Below are 17104 nucleotides of genomic sequence, written 5' to 3' on the forward strand. Positions count from 1 at the left end.
AGAAAAATCAACCTTAAAAATAGCATACAATACAAAAAAAATCAAGTATCTCCGCTAATAAGTTCAGTTATTCTTTATATTGCACCAACCCTCCCTCCCGCAAAATTTTCCAGGCTTTTTCCGCTGCGCTGTCCCCGAGGAGTCGCGTCAGATCCCGGTAAAAATCTGCAGCGTCAAGGCCGTCATTTTGCGCCGCTTTCTCTAGCAGTATTGCTGTTGCCGCTGCTTTCTCCCGTATTGGCCCAATCGGTAACAGCCGGTCTTCCAGCCGCCATCGCCAGAAGAGGACGGTCTCCCGGGCGGTATTTTGTACTATCGGTCTTGAGCCCAGGAAAAGTACGCGGTCCGTTTTGCCGGGAATTGCGTTGCAAGTAGCGCGATTACGGTCCCGGTTCCGGGCGTACTCGTCCAGGAGTCCCTCTACCAGATCCGCTGCTACATTCGGTTTAGGAATCGTAAAGGGGAAGCCCTGTTCCACCGGAGCCGAAGTTTCTCCGGCCATCCATGCGGCCAGGAGCTGGTCCAGGGGCCCGGTGAAGCGGTCGAACCGGTCTTCCCCTGCAAAGGATAGATCGTTCAGGGCAAATAGGTTCCGTTGTTTGTCATCGTCCTTAACTACAAGTGCCGGGTGTTTGCCCTGTTCCCATTCGGCGTAGATCCGGGAATGTACGGTCAGGACGAACTTGTGCCAGAAGGCGGAATCCAGGAGACCCGCCGCAAAAAGCTGGCGCAGTATTTCTGCGGAATCGATGATCTCCTGGTCGTCCTGGTCCCAATATCCGTAGATCAGGTAGGCATGGGTCAGGATGCCCGCTTCCTTAAAAGCGGCGCAGGCATTAACCACATCCCTAAGGCCGATTCCCTTACCAATGCGCTTAAAACCCTCTTCAGCGGCAACCTCGATTCCTCCGGAAACGCCCACCAATCCTCCTGCAGCAAGGATAGTCGCAGTGTCCGGGGTAAAATTCTTTTCAAAGCGGATGTTTCCCCAGAAGATCAAAGACTGCTTTAGCTGTCCAGGCTGCTTTAGCTGTCCAGGCTGCTTTAGCTGTCCTGGAAGTCCCGCCTCCCGGTTCAGCAGGGCAAGGCGAAGCAGGGAATCCGACGGAGCCGCTTCGTCCACCAGATGGATGCCGCGGACGCCGGTTTTTTCCGCCTGGTCCTGCAGATGTTGGAAAAGGGCCTGTGGTTCCAGGGGCTCAAAGCACCGGATGTAGTCGAGCTGCACATCGCAGAAAGCGCAGGCGTGCCAGTAGCAGCCGTGGGCCAGGTAGGCCTTGAGCCAGCGGCCATCGGACCAGAGCCGGTGCATGGGGTTAAGATCGTCCACGGGACGGAGATAACGGGAAAAATCCACGGCGCTGTAATCGGGGAAGACGGTTCGTACTGCATCACGGTCAATATCCCCAAGGGTAGAAATACTGTTAATGCTCGGATCGCTTATAACACGGCAATCAAGGCGGGACCGGTACTTGGTTTTGTATACCGGCGTATCTTCGGTATGTTCCAGGATGGCTGCCAGGGAACCGTAACCCCGGTCAAAGGACAGGTAATCAAAGTAGTCGAAAAACGCCGGCTCCTCCATAAACCGGAGTTCCGTGTTTACATAACCGCCCCCGGCAATGGTGGTAACATTGCTGCCGTACCGGGCTTTGGCGGATGCCGCGCAGACAAGGGCCCCGGCGAGACAACCCGGGAACGGGATGGTTACGCCAATTACCAGGGGATCGTTGCCTGCGGTAATAAGCCGGTCCAGTGCGTCCCACTGATCCTCAAGCAGGGGACGGTAGAATTCCCGCAGAATATAACTGTCGAGGCCTTGCTCCACCGCAGAAAAATCCCGAAACCCTGCACTAAAACTGCCGGCGTAACGGATAAGGCTGAAGGAGGGGTCCACCGTGACGGTGATAAAGTCTGCCAGATCCGCAAGAAGTTTGCTTGCTAGGAGAGGGGCGTCATCGCTCAGGGGGTTTCCGTCCAGGGAATCCAGGCAAGCGTCGAATCGGGGACCCCCGGGGAGAACGCCGTTTGCCAAGGCCAGAAGGTGGCCGAACTCCCGATCACGGCCGCGAAGAAAATCAATCAGCCGGTCTATGGAGGAAAGCCAGCGATCCTCCTCGGAGAGGAAACGGTCTATATTATAGAGAACATTTTGATTTTTTTGGCTCGGCTTAGCCGCTGCCTTGGCGTCGGTAAAAATCCGTTCCAGTTGATTTTTTTGGCTCGGCTTAGCCGCTGCCTTGGCGTCGGTAAAAATCCGTTCCAGCCCGGGGCGGCAAAAGATCCGTTCAAAGAGGCCGATGGAATGATCCTGGACCCGGACCTGATAACCCCGGCCTTCAAGAAAAGTTTTCAGGTAATACGGGGCAGGGTAGGGGGAGTTAAGCTGCGACAGGGGCGGTTGGACCAGACAAAACACTAAAAGCCTTCCTTTGGCTGGAAGCTGGGGCAGTGGCGTCCGGTGGCGGAGAGTACCTCAAGGGAGGGGAGGTTCCGACTTTTGATGCCGAATACCGCACAGGAACGGGGGAAGGCAGGTTCCCAGGTAACCTTAAAATAGACGCACTTGAGACAGTCCGGGGCGCGGGGCTTTTTGTCCTGGTGTTCATTGTCCTTTGGCACCTAAAATCTTCTCCTGCATTCATTATAGGAAAAGCTCGGCTTTTCGCAAAGGTCCGGCATTTGACAGTTCCCGGCTCTTGGGGTATTCTTCAATAATATGAAGAAGTTGAGCGGTGTTTCCGCATCCCCGGGTATCGTTATTGGGAAGTTTTTTCTCTATCAGGGGAACGAATTCCAGGATATTCCCCGGTATGCCATAGGAAAGACTCAGATCGATTCGGAGTGGCGGCGTTTTCTTACGGCCACCGAGGCTGCGGCGGCGGATGTCCGTGCCCTGTATGACAAGGCTGTCCAAGAAACGAGTAAGGAAAAAGCGGATATTTTTCAGGCCCACCTGATGATGCTGGAGGATACGGAATTTCAGGATCAGATTAAGAAAGAGCTGGAAGCGGATCGTGAAAACATTGAATGGGTTGTTTCGGATATTTCCCGCAGAATTACCTCAAAGATGCTGTCCTCTTCCGACGCCTATCTTCGGGAACGGGCGGTGGATATTGCCGATGTGTCCCACCGGCTGATGCATAAGCTCCTGGGGGTAAAGGAATTTTCCCTGGCGGATCTGACCGAGGACGTTATCCTGGTTGCCCACGATCTTATGCCGTCGGAAGTATTAGCCATGAATAAAGATAGGGTCAAGGGTATTCTGATGGACATGGGGGGTCGGACCTCCCATACCGCCATCCTGGCCCGGGCCTTCGGCGTACCGGCGGTATTGGGGCTTTCCACGGTTACCAGGGAGATCACCACCGGTGATATCCTGGTGGTGGACGGCGGCGCCGGTCAGGTTATCATCAATCCCAGTAAGAATGTCCTGCTTAAATACCAGGATGCCATAAAACAATACCAGCGGAAACGGGATAAACTCCTTTCGGAGGTGGATCTGCCGGCGGAAACCAAGGACGGACACCGGGTATGCCTCAAGGCCAATATCGAAGTACCCGAGGAAGCGGAGGCGGTTCTGCACTATGGCGCCGAGGGTATAGGCCTCTACCGTTCGGAATTTCTTTTCCTTACCCCCGGTCAGGCTGCGGAGGAGGAGTGGCAGTACCAGGCCTATAGTTCGGTGCTGAAAGCCATGGGAGATCTGCCGGTGACTATCCGGACCCTGGATGTGGGAGGCGATAAGGTATCCCCCAATATTCAGCCGGCGGATGATAAAAATCCGCTCCTGGGCTGGAGGGCCATACGTATGTGCCTTGCCCGGCCGGACCTTTTTAAGACCCAGCTTAGGGCTATACTCCGGGCCAGTGCCTATGGAAATGTAAAGATCATGTTCCCCATGATCTCCGGGGTTGAGGAGTTGGAGCAGGCCCTTTCTTTATTGGAGGAAGCGAAGGCGGAATGCCTGCAGAAAAAGCAGCGTTTTGCCAAAAAGATAGAGGTGGGGACCATGATCGAAATCCCCTCTGCTGCCCTTACTGCGGATGTTCTGGCCCGGAAATCGGATTTTTTCTCCATAGGGACCAACGATCTTCTCCAATATACCCTGGCGGTTGACCGGGGAAATGAAAAGGTAAGCTACCTTGCCCAGCCTTTCCATCCGGCGGTACTCCGGCTCCTCAAGCTGACCATCGACGCCGCCCATTCCAGGGGTATCAAGGCCGCCATGTGCGGGGAATTGGCAGGGGCTTCCTTTGCGACGCCCATACTCTTAGGCCTCGGGCTGGACGAATTCAGCATGGCCGCCTCGGCCATCCCTATCGTTAAACGGATCATCCGGGGGACCACCCTCGAAAGCTGCCGTGACCTGGCGGAAAAAGCCATGGCCAGTGTCTCCTACAAGCAGACCGATACCTTGGTCAACGCCTGGATGGCCGAATATTTCCCCGCCAAGTGAAGGATCCGCCATAATGGAATTTGATCCCCGGGACAAGTACCGGAAGCTCCCCACGGTAGTCTTGGCCGGCCGTCCCAATGTGGGCAAATCCACCCTTTTCAATCGCCTCCTCCATACGCGGCGCGCCATCACGGATCCGACTCCGGGGGTAACCCGGGACCCCGTGGCCATGGACGCCTTTATCAACGGGAAACCCCTGCGGCTTATGGATACCGGCGGCTTTAAGCTGGACCGCAAAGCCGACGGCGGCAGGGATATTCCCGACGATACCCTGGACGACCTGGTTGTGGAGAAGACCCTGGGAGCCCTGGAAAGCGCGGATCTGATTCTCCTGATCCTGGAAGCGGGGGAACTTACCCCGGAGGATGAGGAATTCATCGGCTTGCTGCGGCCGTACCAGAAAAAACTTTTAGCGGTGGTGAACAAGACCGAGGGGGGCCGCCGGGAAAACGAGTCCTGGAATATCCTCTCTTACGGCTTTGACAAGGTTTTGATGATCTCCGCCGAACACGGGGACAATGTGGGGGATCTGGAGGACGCCATCATCGCCCGGCTCGATTTTTCCAAGGTTGAGCTTGACGATCCGGATAAGCGGCCCATCAGGATAGCTATCGTGGGGAAACCCAATACGGGGAAGTCCACCCTTTCGAACCGCCTTACCTCAACTACGGCCTCCATTGTAAGCGATATACCCGGTACCACTAGGGATGTGGTGGAGGGCCATTTTTCTTACAAGAACCGGGATTTCCAGGTCCTGGATACCGCGGGGATACGCCGGAAAAGCAAGGTTACGGAGAACATCGAATACTATTCGGTGAATCGGGCCATCAAAACCATGGATGATGCAGATATAGTATTTCTAATGATTGATGCCCAGGAGGGGCTTTCGGATCAGGACAAGAAGATCGCCGCCCTGGCGGATGAGCGGGGCCGGGGGATCATCATGGTCCTCAACAAGTGGGATACCATGCCGGATGTAAAAAACACCTTTACTGCGGTGCAGGATCGTATCCATTTCCTCTTTGGGCAGATGGAATACGCCCCCATCCTGCCGGTCAGCGCCCAAACCGGTTCCGGTATTGATGCACTGCTCAACACCGCGGTTCGGATGCACGCCCAGCTTAATCTCCACACCGATACGGGCGCCCTGAACCAGGCCCTGGAACGCTGGCTTACGGAAAGTCCGCCGCCGTCGGGCCCCCAAACCCGGTTCAAGCTGAAGTACGCCGTCCAGGTTTCGGACAACCCCGTGAAGTTTATCGTCTTCGCCTCCCGTCCCAAGGCGGTGAGCGAATCCTACGTCAGTTACCTGCGAAACAAGATACGCCGGGACCTGGGCTATTCCCTGATCCCCTTAGGCATAGAGATACGCGCTTCCGCCAAGAACGATTTGACCCGGAAGAATAGTTCCCGAAAGGATCGGCGTTGAGCCATGGCAGCCTACGGGATTGGGGATCTGGAAAAACTCCTGGGGGTTAAGGCCCATGTGATCCGCTACTGGGAAAAGGAGGTCCCCCTGATTCAGAGCCGCAAAGACCTTGCCGGCAGACGGGTCTACGCCAAGCGGGACCTGCTGATCTTCTTCCGGCTGAAGTACCTCCTCTACGATCGCCGTTTTACTATTGAGGGCGCCCGTGAACAGCTCTTCCGGGAATTTACCGGCGGCGGGATTGAAAACCAAAATCTCAAAGCGTACATTGAAGCGCTTCGCTCGGACCTGGTGGATCTGTACTTCCTGGTTCACCAGCCGGACGGTCCAACCCAGCCCCCCGCGAATGACCAAGGCCCTGTTTGATGGAAACGCTCTTTCCCCCTTTGGATCCGGAAATACGGCGGCAGGTAGATTCAATCCCCGCCCTGGTCGATCAGGTCCTCCCCATACCGAAGCGTTTCCGTTCCGGCCTGAGCCGGGATGTGGCGGAACTTTCCCGCCTCCTTACCAGCGGCCGGGGGGAGCGGAACGACTCCTACCTGAACGAAGCTCCCCTGCTCTCGGCCTACCTGCGCTACTTCCTCCCCTGGAACGTCTATCGCCTTGCCCGGCTGTTCCCGTCCCTGTCCCTCCCCCTTTCCGCCGGCGACGCCCTGACCGATCTGGGTTCCGGCCCCCTTACCCTGCCTATTGCCCTGTGGATATCCCGGCCCGATTTGCGGCAGCTCCCCCTGGAGTTCCGCTGCCTGGATCGTTCCGGCCCTGCCCTTGAGGCGGGGAAGAAAATATTCGCGGCCCTTACGGGCAGTAACACTGCTGCCAACACGGGCTGCCCCTGGACTATCAAAACAATCCGGGCTTCCCTGGGAGAGCCGGTCCGTTTCTCCAAGGCTAAGCTGCTTACCGCAGTTAATCTGTTTAACGAACTTTTCTGGAAGCTCCCCGGGGTATCGGCCCTTTCGTCCTTTGCGGAAAAACAGGCCCGCATCCTTTCGTCCCTGACCCTGGAATCGGGTTCCATCCTGGCGCTTGAGCCCGGAGTCCCCCGCTGCGGCGAATTCATAAGCCTCCTCAGGGCTTCCCTTTCCGCCAAGGGACGCCTTCCCCTTGCCCCCTGTCCCCACGCCGGTCCCTGTCCGCTGCCGGGTATTCCCGCCGCCGCCTCCCGCTCCGAAAAAGCGGATACCAAGTGGTGCCACTTTGCTTTTACCACCACCGACGCCCCGGCGGCCCTGCACCGGCTCTCGGAAGAGGCGAGGATCCCCAAGGAACGGGCCGTCCTGAGTTTTCTCCTGGCAGGACCGGTTAACGCAGCCGCAGCTTCGGCGCCGGAACCTGTCCACTCAGATTCTCTCCCGGTACGGGTCATCTCCGACCCATTCCCCCTGACCGGGACGCTTTACGGACGTTACGGCTGTTCTGCCCGGGGACTGGTACTGGTAAGCGGTAAAAGGGGCGGCGTAGAAACGCTGGAGTCCGGGACGCAGGTGACGCTTACTGCGACAACGCCGGAAAAGCGGGACGGGAAGAGCGGGGCGCTGGTACTGGGACTAAGCGCAACATTGTAAACTTAAACTTTCTATTTTTAATTTCGCTTTATCTGCCATCGCCCGTCGATTTTTTCAAATTGGGTTGATGGTAGGGAGATCTGCCGGCCGTCTTCGGTACTTAGTTTTACTGTCCCCATGACTATGTTGACCTCTATGACCTTCCAGAGGGATTCGTCGTAGTTTATTTTGCAGCCCTCCTGGGGGATGAGCCGGCGCTGTTCGTTGTAGAAATTGTGTTCGTAGGCGAGGCAGCAGAGGAGCCGGCCGCAGGGACCGGAGATTTTCATGGAATTGAGGGAAAGGTTCTGGTCCTTGGCCATTTTTATGGAGACCGGTTTTAACTTGTCCGAAACCGCGTGGCAGCAGTAGGCCCGCCCGCAGACCCCAAGGCCGCCAACTACCCGGGATTCATCCCGAACCCCTATCTGACGGAGTTCTATCCGTGTTTTAAAGATCCCCACCAGATCCTTTACCAATTCCCGGAAATCTACCCGGTTTTCTGCGGTAAAGAAAAACAGAACCTTAGCCTCCTCCAGGAGGTAATGGACCGAGACGAGTTTCATCTCCAGCCGGTGGGTTTCGATCTTTTCTTTACAGATTTGGAAGGCTTCCTTTTCCTGATTCCGGTTATAAGTGGATTTATCCAGGTCTTCCGCAGAGGCGGGCCGTTCGATCCGGGCAACCTCGGAAAAGGAGGAGGAATTCTTGCGCTGAACCGGGCCGATTATCTGGGCCAGATCCTTGCCGTAGCGGGTGGGAACCAGGACCCAGCTTCCGTTGCCCAGGGTCTCTCCCTTGTGGATGGCAAGAAAGGTTTCGTTGGAATAGGAGAGCCGGAGCCGGTATACCGGGGTGTCCGGCGCCAGAGCTTCCTCTCCGGCCACGACAATTACGTCGGTTTCCTCCATGTTGGAATCCGAGGGTTTATCCTCAAGGGCGGAGATATCTTCATCGGAAATATCGTCATCGTTATTTATATCATCATAATCACCGGATTGGGCCACAGTATTTTCCTTTATATTCGTTTGTAGAGAAACCCGCAGGTTATCACTGTAATAAATCTACCAGGAGACCGGTGATCTCATCAAGCCGGGCCAACAGTTGAACCTGACCAAGCTGACCGGACAGTATTCCCGATGCCAGCTCCTCCAGCTTTTGGTCTACCACCTCTATTTGAACTTTACGGCGCTTTTCGTGGTTAAAAAGGTAGTTTTCCGTCTTTACCGTATAACCGTTCTCCACCACATAATGTAAAAAATGCCGTACCGCCTGTTTGTACTGCTTTATTTCCTCCGCCAGGGGCCGCAGCCGTAGGGCATCACCGGCGCTGTGAACATCGTCCAGCAGTTCCTGGAGGACCTCTTCCGATGGAGGATAATCGGGCAGGGCCCCCACTTCCTCCCCTTCCCGAACGCCCTTTTCCTCAAGCAGCCGGGAGAAGGGGGTCTTTTTAAGGGCCTTAACGGAGCCCTTATCCTTGGGCTTTTGAGCCTCCCCCCGGGCCACGGTATAGGCGGCGGGATTAAAAATCGGCGCGCTGCCGGGGATGTCTATCTTATCCATGTACTTTTTCCGGACGCAGGGAAAACCTGGAAAGGGCGGATTTTACCCCCTGGGCGTCACGGTATTCGGCCACGGCCTTATCCCAGGCTTCCTCGCTCTGGCAAACGGTTACTTTGCCGTGGATAAGACATCCTTCGTCCGCCTGGATGCGCCGGGTGATGATGTCACCCAGGACCAGCCCGGTATTGAGGATGATGATCCGCTCGCTGGCAAGGATATTGCCGTACACCACCCCTCCTATGGTTACGGTGGTACCGCCGATGTTGCTCTTCATCCGGGCCTTTTCGCCCACCACAACCCGGCCGCTGGCGTTGAGGTTCCCCCGTATGCTGCCATCTACCCGGGTAAAGCCGCCGGATTCGATATCGCCGTTGATTGAGGAACCGGGACCTAAAATAGTATTTATGGAAAAATCTTCGAGTCTGCCGTTGGACACCCTAACCCCCCCGTTAAGTTCCCCAGGTCTATCGTGCGTTTTTTGCTATGCTGGAACGGATATTGAGGTACTTGAAGGGATCCACCACATCGGAACCGATATGAACCTCGTAGTGTAAATGGGGACCCGTGGAAAGTCCGGTGTTTCCGATATAGCCGATGGTTTCACCCTGCTGAACCCGCTGTCCGGTGGTTACCCGGAACTGCTGCATATGACCGTAGCGTGTATAGAACCCGTGTTTATGCTTAATAATGATGTAGTTTCCAAAGCCCGTGGCATCGTAGTCCACGGTAACCACCTGCCCGTCTGCGGCGGCCACAATGGCGTCTCCCTGACGGTAGGTGGACATATCTATTCCCTTATGGATGTAATACTGGCCCGTAAAGGGGTTTTCGTTTTGCCCAAAGAACATGGAAATATGGCCGATCCCGCCCTTAATAGGCCAAACGCTGGGGATTTCCGTGAGCAGCGCGCTCTGGGAGTCCAGGAGGGTACCAATTTCCTTAACCGGCTCCACCGCAGAGGCCAGGTACTCCGAAAGCCGGCGCACATCGTTTACTTCCTGGAGGGTACCTTCGGCGGTTTCTTTAATATCAAAAAAGGAGGAAAGATCCCCGGTCATGGATGGGGCGGAGGCCTTATTTGACGGCGTATCCACCCCAAGGGCGGAAAGGGTATTTGAAAGGGCAGCCTCAAAACCCCGGGCGGTCCGCAAAAGCCGGGAAGTTTCGTCCCTAAGCTGATCCAGGCTGGCCTGGGTGTTCTTTAGACGGCCGTCTTTTTCCGCCACGATACTCTTGGTATTGCTGTAAGAGGCGCCATACCAGAAGAATGCCCCCACAATACCCGCCAAAACCAGGGCTGCACAGCACAGAGACAAAACAGTTACATGGAGATTGTAGACCCTCTTTTCCGAATGGGGGACCAAAACAACGGTATAACGACGGGTTAGGGCTCTGAAAATGGTTTGCAGGAAAGAGATGAGTCCCTTACCAAACAAAAGGGTCAGGTTTTTCGCCTTTAAAACCAAGTTATTCTCAAACCGTTTATATTCGTGAACCGACGCCAATATACACCTCAATAATAATTATCGGAACAAATTCTTATTTCAGGACATCAAATAGTATAACACCCTATTATTGTTGTATCCTAAATAACTTCTTTTGTCAAATACCCTGGTTTGACAATACCCTGTTTTGACAAAAAAGCCGGTAAAGGATATACTATACCGTGAATTTATCTTAACGAAACGAGATTTTCAATAAAAATGAAACATTTTTTGAAGATTGGGATAGTTTTTTTTGGTTTACTGTCCCTGATGGCTTTTCTCGTTTCCCTCTACCTTGCCCGGGATCTTTATAAAAGTACCTCCGGTGACGCCGTTTCCCCCCGAAATTATCATTTTTCCCTTTATTTACCCGATAACCGGAATTCCTTCTTTACTGGGATTATCCAGGGGGCGGAACAGGCGGCGGCGGAGTTGAACGCGGCGGTTTCCATCCATTCTATAGATCCGGCGAAGAACGAACTGGAAATGGCCTCCTATACGGGGATTGATGGGGCCATTGTCTGTCCCTACCTGGAGGATGCCCTGGCCCGGCGGCAGCTGGATAAGCTGGGGAATCGGCAGATCCCGACGGTGATCATCAACCACGATGTTCCCAACGATCAACCCTGGCCTTTTATCGGGTCCAACAACTTCGATGTGGGCCGCAGAATCGGCCTGATGGCGGGAAGTATCAGCGAGGGGCCCCTGCGGCTTGCCCTGGTGTACAGCGATAAGGCCCCGGGAATATACGGTGAGCGGGAACTTGTAGAGATGGGGCTTAACGCGGCCCTTGGGGAACGGCTTGCCGCGCCGGTTCTGGGGCTGCGGACTAACCTGAATCCCCTGGACGCTGAGGAACTCCTCTACCGGCTCTTTCGGGCCAACCCGGATATCAATACCATCGTTTTTACGGATCCCAATGATACCCTCGCCGCCGCCCAGACCCTGGTTGATATGAACCTGGTGGGTCAGGTGCATATCATCGGCTTTGGGGACGATCCGGGAATCCTGGAAAATATCCGCAAGGGGGTTATCGCCTGCAGCGTCCTGACTAACCCGGAACGGATCGGCTATGAGGCGGTTCGTTCCCTCTGGTCCCTGCAGCAGACCGGGTATACCCCGGCGTCCATCGACACGGGGATAAAGATCATCGACGGGAGCAGCCTGTGACGCTGTCTTTGATACGGAGGATACGTAATTCAATCAGCCTGCAAATGCTCCTGAGCAGTTTAGGAGTGTTTTTCATCCTGGTCCTTTCTACCGCCTACATCTTGTTTTCCTCCATGCGCCTCCAGACCGTTTCGGACCGGAGTTTTGAACGGGAACGGTTTATCACCTCCATCCGGAAGGGGCTGGAGGACTACCAGGGACCGTTACTGAATTACCTTTCCACCCGTTCCTCCAATGCGCTCTCACAAATACTGATTGATACCCAGGCCCTGCGATGGCAGCTTCCCACCTATATGCCCATCAATGCGGATCAGACGGATCTTAAGGAACGGGAACTCTACTCTCTGATCCGTTCCTACCTGGATCTGGCGGATCAGGCTATGGAAGAAAAGCGGGGGCGGAATATTTCAGCCTATACCCGGATCTACGATGAGATGGCGGGGCTTCTGGAATATATCAACAGCGAGATAGGCAAAATCAGCCTTGAACGGTCCCGGAACCAGATGGATGCCTATGGAATATTTATCGCCGATGCATGGTCGGTGCAGCTTTGGAACTTCCTGTTTATCATTTTTGTTTCTATTTTTGCCACACTGATGCTGCTCAACGCTATCGGGCGGATCACCAGCCCGCTGGTCCGGCTTTCCGCCATGGCGGTGGAGATCTCTGCGGGAAATTTTGATAGTAACGACATTGAAACCAGTTCCGTCCAGGAAATGGATCAGCTGGTGCAGGCCTTTAACCGGATGAAGCGGGACATCCACCAATATATAGAAGAAATACGCCGGCAGGAAAATATCAAACAGGAGTTTATGCAGGAACGGATGCGGAATATGAAGATGGAGGGGTTGGTACGGCATATGGAGATCTATGCCCTCCAGGCTCAGATGAATCCCCATTTCCTGTTCAACACCCTGAATACGGGGATGCAGCTTGCCATCGTAGAGGGCGCGGACCGGACCGGAGAATACATGGAATACCTGGCCAAGCTTTTCAGGCATATCATCCGGAATAAGGATATCATCGTTCCCCTGCGGCACGAGATTGAGGGCCTGAACTACTACTTTTACCTGCTAAAGGTGCGGTTTCCCAAGAATCTGGATCTGATCCTGGATTGTGACGATGCCCTTCCGGATCGGTACCAGGTACCGGTGTCCATACTTCAGCCCCTGGTGGAGAACTGCGTGATCCATGCCTTTAAGGACAGCCCTGCCTATCCCGGGGAAAGTCCCTCCCGGCAATCCCGGATCAGGGTGAGCGCAGCCCTTGAGGAGGACCGGCTGGTGCTGCGGGTGCAGGATAACGGCAGCGGTATGGCAAGCGAAACCCGGGAAAATCTGCTCCATCCCCAGTCGATAGACAAGTCCTCCCTGTCCCGGGTTATGGGCCTGGAAAACGTGATCCAACGGCTGTATTTCTTCTATCCCGACGACCCATTGGTAGTAGACATTGAAAGCGGCAAAAATGGAGAGGGGACTGCCATCATTATCCGCATCGATACCGGGAGGAAACCGTGTATAGAGTTTTGATTGTGGACGATGAGGAGCCGGTATTGGACAGCTATGAATTTATGCTGAAAAGTACCGCCGACTTTAGTCTGGCAGGAAAGGCCCGTACGGGGTATGAAGCCCTGGCGCTGATCTACGAGCTTGAGCCGGATCTGGTTTTTATGGATATCAACATTCCCGGTCTGGACGGTCTTGAGGTTATCGGCGAGGTCCGCAAGAAATTTGCTCCCATGGTCTTTATCCTTTCCACCGCCTATGAACGGTTTGATTTGGCTCAGCGGGCCATACCCCTGGGGGTGTTTGCCTATCTGGTTAAACCGGTATCGAAAAAAACCTTTTTCTCTACCCTGGATACTGTTCGGGAAGCCCTGGAGAACAGGGTTACTGAAGAGGGCCCCCAGGGTGATGATGAGCCGGAAAGGCAGTTCCTGCGGAAGACCATCTGGAAGGAGATATCCCCGGAGGATTGGGAGCGGTGCCGGGAGCGGTTTAACCTGTCCTCAGATAAGGGGATAGTCCTGTTGGTGGAACTGGACCAGGATACGGAACTGTGGTGTAAAAAAATTGCCGAACAGCTTTCCTTCCGCCACCACTGCCGGTACGACGTGATGCTGAACCGCGGTCTCTTTCTGATCCTTGAGGATATGGGCCGGGATACTCTGGATGGACAGGTGACCGTAATACTGCGGGATATTAAGCTTCCGGAAGGGTCCTGTTATTACGGCATCGGCGAGGTACGGCCGGGGCAGCTCCTGTACCAGTCTTGTAACGGGGCTCTCCGGGAATTGCAGAACCGGCTGAACCGGACCGATATGCTGCTCCGGGAACGGATGCGGATTATCCAGATTCGCCATAAGATCGGTATCGCCGGGGCGGAGGAGGTAAAGAAACTGTTTAGGTCCCTCTGGGAGGAGGTCTTTACCTATTGTGATTTTACCCTGGCCAAGGCGAAGATGGCTGCCCTGTTTACGCTCCTCATCGACGATTGTACGGGGTGCTACGGCGCCCATTCGGAGGAGGACCCCCCCCTTAACCCCGCAGAGGAAATTCTGCCCCTGCGGGGATTGGCCGAATGGGAAACCTGGGCTTCCGATGCCTTTGGGAGGCTCCTGTTCCGGGCCACCCTGTACCGGTCCGGCAGTTTCCCCATGCCCCTCAGTAAAGCTATCGAGTATATCCACGAACATCAGACCGAAGGTATACAGCTCAGTTCCGTGGCCGAGGCTGCCCAGGTTTCGTCAGCTTACCTGAGCCGGCTTTTTTCGGAGCACCTTAAAACAAACTTTGTGGATTACCTTACGGAACTGCGTATGGAAAAGGCGGAGAAGCTTATCCTGGAGGGGAAGATGAATGTTAAAGAGGTTGCCTTTGCGGTGGGATATCAGGACCCAAATTACTTCAGCAAGATATTTAAGAAGACCACCGGCGTTCTGCCTACGGGATATGCGGCGGAGAAGAGGGGGGAAGGGTGAAAAAAACAGCGGGGCGCGGGGTTCTTTTTTTGATAGCGCTGGTGTTTCTATCCTGTTCGGGGAGGAACGATACCTCTGGGACAACGCCGGTGCCGTCCTTGCCGCCTGCGGCTGCGTGGACGGGCGAGGGCGTCCCGGAGGCGGGCGGGGAAAAGCGGGTGACCATTGGGCTCTCGGTGGCTACGGCGACTTTTATTATTGAGCGGTGGAACAAGGATGTAAAAGTATTTTCCGGGGCTGCCCAGGGACTGGGGGCGGATGTGCTGGTTCAGCTTTCCGCCGGGGGGACCCGGGAGCAGATTGCGCAGATAAACTATATGGCGAACCAGAAGATAGATATCCTGGTGGTGATTACCCACGACTCGGAGGCCATAGCCGGGGCGATCAAACAGGTCCGGGACGCGGGGATTCCGGTGATCGCCTATGACCGGCTGATCCTGGGGACCCCCATCGACGCCTACATCTCCTTTGACAGCAGGGAAGTGGGCCGTCAGTTCGGCAGAGCCCTGAAGGAAGCGGTTCCCCAGGGTACCTATCTGGTGGTAAACGGTTCGGTTCACGATATTAACAGTTTTGATATCAGCAAAGGGCTGCATGAGATCCTCGATCCGGATATTACGGCCGGCAAGATAAGGGTAGAACGGGAGATATGGCTTGAGGAGTGGAGCTTTGACGAAGCCCTGGAAACTATCGGGGCTATCTTTGAAGAAACCACCGCCTATGACGCCATTGTCTGCGGCAACGACAGTATAGCTAACGCGGCGATACAGCTCTTATCGGAACGGCGCCGGGCCGGGGAAGTGGTAGTGGTAGGCCAGGACGCGGAGCTTATCAGCTGCCAGCGGGTGGTGGAGGGACTCCAGCTTATGACGGTGTATAAGCCCATCGGGACACTTGCCGCCCGGGCTGCCCGGCTTGCCATGGCCATGGCGGAAAAGCGGGACTACCCTCCGGACGGCATGGTGGATAACCAGAGCGGTTCCATGATCCCCGGATATATCGAGATGCCCATTGCGGTGAACAGACACAATATGGATGTGGTGATACGGGACGGGTTCCACTCCCGGGAGGATATTTACCGCAATGTGCTCAACGGGGCGGTTGAGTAGGTAAAATAATGATATCAAAACATTCCTTATTTTCCTGGTTGTTTTCCGGGAAAAAAGATAATTCTTTGCTTTTATCAAAACATTACGATTTCGGAAAATTGAATTCCACCGGCATAATGAATAATAACTTATTTATTCTGGAGGAATAAAATGAAAAAGATTTGTACGGTTCTTATTGTTCTCTTAGCCGCAGCTTCCATGGCCTTTGTGGGCTGTAAAAAGAAGGAGAGCGTCAGTGGAACTTCTGCCGCTCCTGCAGCCGGTGGTACGGCCCTGATCGGTCTTGCCATGCCCGAAACCCATGTGCTGCGCTGGCAGAAAGACGGCGCGTCCCTCAAATCCTTCGCGGAATCCAAGGGTTACCGCGCGGAAGTTGCCTACGGCGATGCGGACCAGAGCCAGCAGAACCGGCAGGTCCAGGGTTTCCTGACCCAGGGCGCCAAGCTGCTCATAATCGGCAACGTCAATGACGGCGTCAATTCGGTGGTCGCCGAAGCCGCCCAGGACAAGGTTGCGGTAATCGCCTACGACCGGCTCATCATGGGCTCCGCGGATTATGATTACTACATCACCTTTGATAACTTCAAGGTCGGCCAGTTCCAGGGTCAGGGCATCGAGACCGCGCTCAACCTCAAGTCCGCCACCGCCGCCAGCCCCAAGAACATTACCCTGTTCGCCGGCTCCCCCACGGACAACAACTCCAAGTTCTTCTTTGACGGCGCCATGAGCGTCCTCAATCCCTACGTTAAGAGCGGCGTCCTCAAGGTGGTTGGTCCCTATCCCGAGACTTCCGCCGATGCGGCCAACTTTACCCGTATTGCCACCGAAAACTGGCAGGCTCCTATCGCCAAGACCCGGATGGAAAACCTCCTCAGCAACGACGCCCGGACCGTAACCCTGGACGCGGTGCTCGCCCCCAATGATACCCTGGCCCGGGCCATCATCGAAGCCTGTCTGGCGGATGCCAAATATACCGGCAGCGGTAAGCTCCCGGTAGTTACCGGTCAGGATGCGGAATTTGATTCCGCCCTGTCCATTAAGAACGGCCAGCAGTACATGACCGTGTTCAAGGATACTACCAAACTGGCGGAAGCCGCCATCATCCTGGCGGATCAGATCCTCAAGGGTCAGGCTCCTAATATCCCCGGCGCTTCCCTTGCCTCAGGCAGCCTGACCAGCATCGGCGACACGGGAAAGAAGGTGGTAAAGGCCTACCTGCTTGAACCGGTAATTATCACCAAGGATAATATTTCCGTTCCGGTGAACGCCCAGTTCTATACGGATGCCGAAGCGGCTCAGCTCAAATAGTGATACTATTCGTGTTTGACGTGTAATCCGGAGGAAGCGGGGTGGAGAA

Annotated in this window: 15 protein-coding genes; 9 read left to right on the forward strand and 6 right to left on the reverse strand. The window is 55.0% G+C overall.

Features of this window, described 5'->3' with window-relative positions; genetic code table 11:
- Positions 1 to 67 precede the first annotated feature (67 nt).
- Together TPRIMZ1_RS0108370 and TPRIMZ1_RS0108375 are read right to left on the reverse strand one after the other, a co-directional pair.
- A complete protein-coding gene (locus TPRIMZ1_RS0108370; RefSeq protein WP_010257737.1) occupies positions 68 to 2419 on the reverse strand; it encodes a B12-binding domain-containing radical SAM protein in 2352 nt (783 codons plus the stop codon).
- Entirely contained in the window at positions 2419 to 2622 is a 204-nt protein-coding gene (locus TPRIMZ1_RS0108375; RefSeq protein WP_010257739.1) for a hypothetical protein, read from the reverse strand. Before TPRIMZ1_RS0108375 ends, TPRIMZ1_RS0108370 begins: the two co-directional genes overlap by 1 nt.
- 97 nt (positions 2623 to 2719) lie before the next feature.
- Here TPRIMZ1_RS0108375 and ptsP point away from each other — a divergent pair, with 97 nt between their 5' ends.
- The 4 genes from ptsP to TPRIMZ1_RS0108395 are packed head-to-tail and all read left to right on the forward strand — an operon-like array spanning position 2720 to position 7459.
- Positions 2720 to 4459 carry a phosphoenolpyruvate--protein phosphotransferase gene (ptsP, locus tag TPRIMZ1_RS0108380; RefSeq protein WP_010257742.1) on the forward strand — a complete coding sequence of 580 codons (1740 nt, stop codon included), beginning with the start codon at positions 2720 to 2722 and terminating at the stop codon, positions 4457 to 4459.
- 13 nt (positions 4460 to 4472) lie between these two features.
- Positions 4473 to 5888, forward strand: a complete 1416-nt coding sequence (gene der, locus TPRIMZ1_RS18700; protein WP_010257747.1) for a ribosome biogenesis GTPase Der — start codon at positions 4473 to 4475, stop codon at positions 5886 to 5888.
- Positions 5889 to 5891: 3 nt separating this feature from the next.
- Positions 5892 to 6254, forward strand: a complete 363-nt coding sequence (locus TPRIMZ1_RS0108390; RefSeq protein ID WP_010257748.1) for a MerR family transcriptional regulator — start codon at positions 5892 to 5894, stop codon at positions 6252 to 6254.
- Complete coding sequence (locus TPRIMZ1_RS0108395; RefSeq protein ID WP_010257751.1) at positions 6254 to 7459, forward strand: small ribosomal subunit Rsm22 family protein; 1206 nt, start codon at positions 6254 to 6256, stop codon at positions 7457 to 7459. Before TPRIMZ1_RS0108390 ends, TPRIMZ1_RS0108395 begins: the two co-directional genes overlap by 1 nt.
- Positions 7460 to 7476: 17 nt before the next feature.
- Here the strand turns inward: TPRIMZ1_RS0108395 and TPRIMZ1_RS0108400 are convergent, their stop codons facing one another.
- Genes TPRIMZ1_RS0108400 through TPRIMZ1_RS0108415 form a run of 4 tightly spaced genes read right to left on the reverse strand, consistent with a single transcriptional unit; the run spans position 7477 to position 10509 of the window.
- Positions 7477 to 8445, reverse strand: coding sequence for a PSP1 domain-containing protein (locus TPRIMZ1_RS0108400; protein ID WP_010257753.1), 969 nt, complete (start codon positions 8443 to 8445; stop codon positions 7477 to 7479).
- 43 nt (positions 8446 to 8488) lie between these two features.
- Entirely contained in the window at positions 8489 to 9004 is a 516-nt protein-coding gene (locus TPRIMZ1_RS0108405; protein ID WP_010257755.1) for a YaaR family protein, read from the reverse strand.
- On the reverse strand, positions 8997 to 9440 hold the full coding sequence (locus TPRIMZ1_RS0108410) for a bactofilin family protein (protein ID WP_010257756.1): 444 nt from the start codon (positions 9438 to 9440) through the stop codon (positions 8997 to 8999). The genes TPRIMZ1_RS0108405 and TPRIMZ1_RS0108410 overlap by 8 nt, the downstream gene beginning before the upstream one ends.
- Positions 9441 to 9468: 28 nt before the next feature.
- A complete protein-coding gene (locus TPRIMZ1_RS0108415; RefSeq protein WP_010257758.1) occupies positions 9469 to 10509 on the reverse strand; it encodes a M23 family metallopeptidase in 1041 nt (346 codons plus the stop codon).
- Between the two features lie 198 nt (positions 10510 to 10707).
- Between TPRIMZ1_RS0108415 and TPRIMZ1_RS0108420 the strand changes: the two genes are divergently transcribed.
- The 5 genes from TPRIMZ1_RS0108420 (at position 10708) to TPRIMZ1_RS0108445 (ending at position 17055) form a co-directional block, all read left to right on the forward strand.
- A complete protein-coding gene (locus tag TPRIMZ1_RS0108420) occupies positions 10708 to 11658 on the forward strand; it encodes a sugar ABC transporter substrate-binding protein (RefSeq protein ID WP_010257760.1) in 951 nt (316 codons plus the stop codon).
- Positions 11655 to 13187, forward strand: coding sequence for a sensor histidine kinase (locus TPRIMZ1_RS0108425; protein WP_232616779.1), 1533 nt, complete (start codon positions 11655 to 11657; stop codon positions 13185 to 13187). Before TPRIMZ1_RS0108420 ends, TPRIMZ1_RS0108425 begins: the two co-directional genes overlap by 4 nt.
- The gene (locus TPRIMZ1_RS0108430; RefSeq protein ID WP_026043614.1) at positions 13172 to 14638 is read left to right on the forward strand and encodes a response regulator transcription factor; all 1467 of its coding nucleotides are present in this window, start codon (positions 13172 to 13174) and stop codon (positions 14636 to 14638) included. The genes TPRIMZ1_RS0108425 and TPRIMZ1_RS0108430 overlap by 16 nt, the downstream gene beginning before the upstream one ends.
- On the forward strand, positions 14635 to 15747 hold the full coding sequence (locus tag TPRIMZ1_RS0108435; RefSeq protein ID WP_010257768.1) for a substrate-binding domain-containing protein: 1113 nt from the start codon (positions 14635 to 14637) through the stop codon (positions 15745 to 15747). Before TPRIMZ1_RS0108430 ends, TPRIMZ1_RS0108435 begins: the two co-directional genes overlap by 4 nt.
- Before the next feature lie 150 nt (positions 15748 to 15897).
- Positions 15898 to 17055: a sugar ABC transporter substrate-binding protein gene (locus TPRIMZ1_RS0108445; RefSeq protein ID WP_010257772.1), complete on the forward strand. Its 1158-nt coding sequence runs from the start codon at positions 15898 to 15900 to the stop codon at positions 17053 to 17055.
- Positions 17056 to 17104: the final 49 nt, after the last annotated feature.

It is taken from the genome of Treponema primitia ZAS-1 (assembly GCF_000297095.1).
Lineage (GTDB): Bacteria > Spirochaetota > Spirochaetia > Treponematales > Breznakiellaceae > Termitinema > Termitinema primitia_A.